This window comes from Photobacterium sp. DNB23_23_1, from assembly GCF_052873815.1.
Window position 1 is genome coordinate 1 of the sequence record NZ_JBNNXT010000106.1, and the last position, 564, is coordinate 564.

At 53.5% G+C, this 564-nt stretch carries 1 tRNA gene and 1 rRNA gene; both read right to left on the bottom strand.

From position 1 onward, the window contains the following. Positions 1-15: 15 nt before the first annotated feature. Positions 16-92, bottom strand: a tRNA-Ile gene (locus tag ACVA53_RS25000). Between the two features lie 71 nt (positions 93-163). Next, a 16S ribosomal RNA gene (locus ACVA53_RS25005) occupies positions 164-564 on the bottom strand; the annotation flags it as partial.

Genomic DNA, 564 nt, shown 5'->3' on the forward strand with positions numbered 1-564 from the left:
CTCTGGGAGAGAAAGTGGTGGGTCTGAGTGGACTTGAACCACCGACCTCACCCTTATCAGGGGTGCGCTCTAACCACCTGAGCTACAGACCCAAGTCTTTCACGTTCTTTTACTATTAACCAAGCAATCTGTGTGGACACTGCATAAAACGCAGTCATATCGTTAAGGAGGTGATCCAGCCCCAGGTTCCCCTAGGGCTACCTTGTTACGACTTCACCCCAGTCATGAACCACACCGTGGTAAACGCCCCCCCGAAGGTTAAGCTATCTACTTCTGGTGCAGCCCACTCCCATGGTGTGACGGGCGGTGTGTACAAGGCCCGGGAACGTATTCACCGTAGCATTCTGATCTACGATTACTAGCGATTCCGACTTCATGGAGTCGAGTTGCAGACTCCAATCCGGACTACGACGTACTTTGTGGGATTCGCTCACCATCGCTGGTTGGCAGCCCTCTGTATATGCCATTGTAGCACGTGTGTAGCCCTACTCGTAAGGGCCATGATGACTTGACGTCGTCCCCACCTTCCTCCGGTTTATCACCGGCAGTCTCCCTGGAGTTCCC